The organism is Teichococcus wenyumeiae, assembly GCF_003696345.1.
In the GTDB taxonomy this organism is placed as follows: domain Bacteria; phylum Pseudomonadota; class Alphaproteobacteria; order Acetobacterales; family Acetobacteraceae; genus Pseudoroseomonas; species Pseudoroseomonas wenyumeiae.
The window spans coordinates 1-3,660 of the sequence record NZ_RFLX01000107.1; the positions used below are offsets into that span (position 1 = coordinate 1).

The window sequence follows — 3,660 nt, forward strand, 5'->3', positions numbered from 1 at the left end:
CCCGCTGCTGCGGATCCTGACTGATCGAGGATCTGGGTTCTGCGGTAGCCCCGCGCGGCACGAATATGAACGCTACCTGGCTGTCGAGGACGTGGATCACTCCCGCACCAGGACGAAAAGCCCGCAAACGAATGGCATCGTGGCGCATCTCCACAAGACCATGCTGCACGAGTTCCATCAGACAGCCTTTCGTAAGAAGCTCTGCCGCGCGATCGACGAGCTGCAACGCGACCGCGACGCCTGGCTTGCCGAGCACAACGAGGCGCGGTCACACCAAGGCAGGTGGTGCTACGGCAAAACGCCCATGCAGACCTTCCTGGCTGCCTCGCCACTTGTCCAGGAGCAGACGCTGCAGGCACAGTAGCGTCAGACACACGCACCGGATCGGACACGCCCGACCGCCGATCAGGTGACCGTCAGATCAAGTCCATCTTGTACATCTGGCGGCAGGAAACCTGTGCCCAAGTAGCAACCTGATCCTGCCGCGCCTCCAATCACACGGCCGAGCTCGCCTCCTCGTCAAACAACCTGCCAATGCCGGCTGCGCCAGTACTTTGCGGAAGAAGCGCTTCGCCGCCGCGGCGTCCCGCCGGGCTGACAGCAGGAAGTCTATGGTTTGGCCGGGCTGTCGACTGCTCGGTACAGGTAAGTCCAGGCGCCCTTGGCCTTGATGGAGGTCTCATCGACCCACCAGGAGCCGGTGCGCAAGCGCAAGTGACGTTGGACCCGCTGTTCAAGCTCGACAGCGTAGGCCTGCACCCAGCGGAACAGGGTGGTGTGGTCGACCGTCACGCCACGGTCCGGCAGCATGGCCTCGAGGTCCCGGTAGCTGATCGGGAACACCAAGTCCCAGCGCAGCGCCCACAGGATCACCTCGGACGTGAAGTGCTGCCCCTTCAAAGGCAGGTCCTGTCTCGCCGCCATCATGCCAGTCCCGCTCAGCCGCTGAGCGTCGTTCTATCTCACTTCGTCCGTCCTGCGATCTGCAACAGAACTGGCATTCTTGATGCGTCGGCGTGAAAGTTATGCGACCGTGCCGGCACCCTTCGCGGAGCAGCGCGTGGCATCCACGCGGTTGCGCCATCTCTCCCGGGAGAAGCAGCCATGAGCATCCCTCTCTCGCTTCGCCGCCTGCCGGCAGTAGTGGTATTCTGCGTCACCGGCGTGGCCGGAGCAACTTTGGCGCAGCCGGCCAACATCCAGCTGGGTGCCACACCGCCAGAGGACGCGGTGCGCCTAGCGCCTGGAGGCCTTGAGCGGGCACTGGAGGCCTTGCCGGAGATCGTCACCGGCATTCTGCACCGCAGCGGCGTGCCTGGCGCGGCAGTAGCCGTGGTGCATGGCGGGCAGACGGTCTTTGCGGCCGGCTTCGGTGTCAGGGAAATTGGCAAGGAGCCGGCGGTGGAGCCCGGCACCGTCTTCCAGGTTGCCTCGCTGTCCAAGCCGATTACCGCCACGGTCGTGGCACTGCAGGTTGCCGCCCGCGTCGTATCCTGGGACGACCCAGCCGTGCGCCACCTGCCTGGCCTGCGGCTGAGTGACCCCTACGTCACCGCCCAGGCGACCATCGGGGATTTCCTGGCCCACCGTACCGGTTTGCCAGGCGCCATCGGGGATGAGTTGGAAGATCTTGGCTTCGGACGCGGCGACATCATCGCTCGTATGGCGCTGGTGCCGCTCGATCCGTTCCGCCGATCCTACCACTACACCAATTTCGGCTTCACGATCGGCGCCGAGGCCGTCGCTGCGGCATCCGGGGAGAAATGGGACAAGCTGGCAGAGCGCGTGCTTTACCGACCGCTGGGAATGCGTTTGACAAGTTCCCGGCATGCGGATTTCCTAACCCGCGACAACAGGGCGGTGCTGCATGTGCTGGAGGATGGGCGCTTCCAACCGCTCTACGACCGCGACCCCGATGCGCAGTCGCCGGCGGGCGGCGTGTCCTCCAACGTGCTGGACTTGGCGGAATGGATGAAGCTGCTGTTGCGGCAGCACCGCCAGGGCCAAGAGCCTTTGCTGACGGAGCAAGCGCTGCTGCCGGCCTTGCAGCCGCAGGCCTTCAGCGCGCCGCCGCAGTCCCTGGCATCGCGGCCTAGCTTTTACGGGTACGGCTTCAATGTTGGCGTGCATGCCGGTGGCCGCGCAGCCATGAGCCATTCCGGCGCTTTTCTGCTTGGAGCAGGGACAAACTTCCAGATTCTGCCTTCGGCCGAACTTGGCATTGTTGTGCTGACCAACGGCGGGCCGGTCGGTGCGGCAGAGGCCATATCGGCGACGGTGATGGACACGGTGGAATTCGGTGCCCCGACGCGCGACTGGTTCGGAGCTTACAACGGGCAGATGAAGGCCATGTACGCCTTTACAGGGGATCTTGCCAGTGCCGTGCCGCCCAGGTCGCCGCAATCTGCTCTGCCTGCCGCATCCTATGCGGGGCGGTACGAGAATGCCTATTTCGGCCAAGCCGAAATCACGGTTGACCAGGGCGACGTCATGCTCATCCTGGGGCCCCGCAGAATGCGGTTTCCGCTGTCGCACTGGGACGCTGACGTCTTCTCGCTGGCAGGCAATAGCGAGAATGCGCCCAAGGGATCCCTATCTTCAGTCCGTTTCATTCAGGAGGAAGGGAAGGTGACGGCCTTCACCATCGACTTTCTAAATGATAATGGGCTGGGAAGCTGGCGGCGCTGAAACGTTGCCGGAGCAACACTATGCTGCGGCAGGTTGAGCGCGTGGTGTCGTGTCCCGGCCGTGGTGTAGGAGCGCTGGCTCCCGACGGGTTCTGTCAGCTCTCGCGCCAGGGGTTCCCGGATTGGCAAGGTAGAGCAGGTGTGAATAGGCTCCTGACGGGCAGATAGGCGGCTGGGAGCCTGGGATGAGTGCGTGGACTGTCGGCGCTTCCGTTGTAGCACCTGCGTCCGGGACTTCAACGAGCGCAGCTCGGGAGTGCTAAACCGGACGCAGTACCCGAGCGACGTCATCGTACTGGTGGTGCTGTGGCGCCTGCGCTACCGCCTGACCTTGCGGAATCTGGCGGATATGTTCCTCCTCCGCGGCATCGTGTTCAGCCACGCGGCGATTCGCGAGTGGAAGGCCAGGCTCGCGCCGGTTCTTACGGGTGAACTGCGCCAGCGTCGGCGTGGGAAGGGCAACCACGGACGTCGTTTCTGGCACGTTGATAAACATACCTGAAAGGTTCGTGGGCGCTGGTGCTACTTCTATTGGGCGATCGACAGGAACGGCAATCTCGTCGACACCATGCTGAGTGAGCACCGGGACATGGTAGCGGCCAAGGCGTTCTTCCGCTCCGCCAAGTTGGCCATCGGCATTGTTCCCGACCAGGTCGCCGCCGATGGGCATGTGTCCTACCCGCAAGCGATCCAGGCGAATCTGGGCAAGCCGGTTGAGTACCGAGACAGCGCATCGAAGAAGAATGGACTTGAGCAGGATCATCGCGGCATCACAGGCCACATCCGATGTATGCGCGGCTTCAAGAGCTTCGCCTCGGCTGAGCGTTTCTGTCGCAGCTACGACGAACTCCGAAATCACCTCCGCCCTTGCGTCCGTCACAACCAGCATGTGGACTTGCTTCAGAAAGGTGGAGGGTTCCTGCTGAGGCAAGGGGAACTCCATGACGCAGCAGAGACGGTTCACGAGGGAATT

3 protein-coding genes and 1 pseudogene are annotated in these 3,660 nt (G+C 63.3%); 3 read left to right on the forward strand and 1 reads right to left on the reverse strand.

Annotated features, from left to right (window positions below; genetic code table 11):
- A partial coding sequence (locus EBE87_RS27850) for an integrase core domain-containing protein (protein ID WP_147426263.1) occupies window positions 1-364 on the forward strand: 364 nt, incomplete at its 5' end.
- A gap of 183 nt (window positions 365-547) precedes the next feature.
- Here EBE87_RS27850 and EBE87_RS30755 read toward each other — a convergent pair.
- Window positions 548-924, reverse strand: a pseudogene (locus EBE87_RS30755) (IS6 family transposase); the annotation flags it as partial.
- A gap of 180 nt (window positions 925-1,104) precedes the next feature.
- On the opposite strand from EBE87_RS30755, the gene EBE87_RS27860 reads away from it, so the two are divergent.
- Both EBE87_RS27860 and EBE87_RS30650 read left to right on the forward strand, forming a co-directional pair.
- The gene (locus EBE87_RS27860) at window positions 1,105-2,688 is read left to right on the forward strand and encodes a serine hydrolase (RefSeq protein WP_120641084.1); all 1,584 of its coding nucleotides are present in this window, start codon (window positions 1,105-1,107) and stop codon (window positions 2,686-2,688) included.
- A gap of 537 nt (window positions 2,689-3,225) precedes the next feature.
- The coding region (locus tag EBE87_RS30650) for a DDE-type integrase/transposase/recombinase (RefSeq protein ID WP_147426264.1) at window positions 3,226-3,660 on the forward strand (435 nt) is incomplete at its 3' end.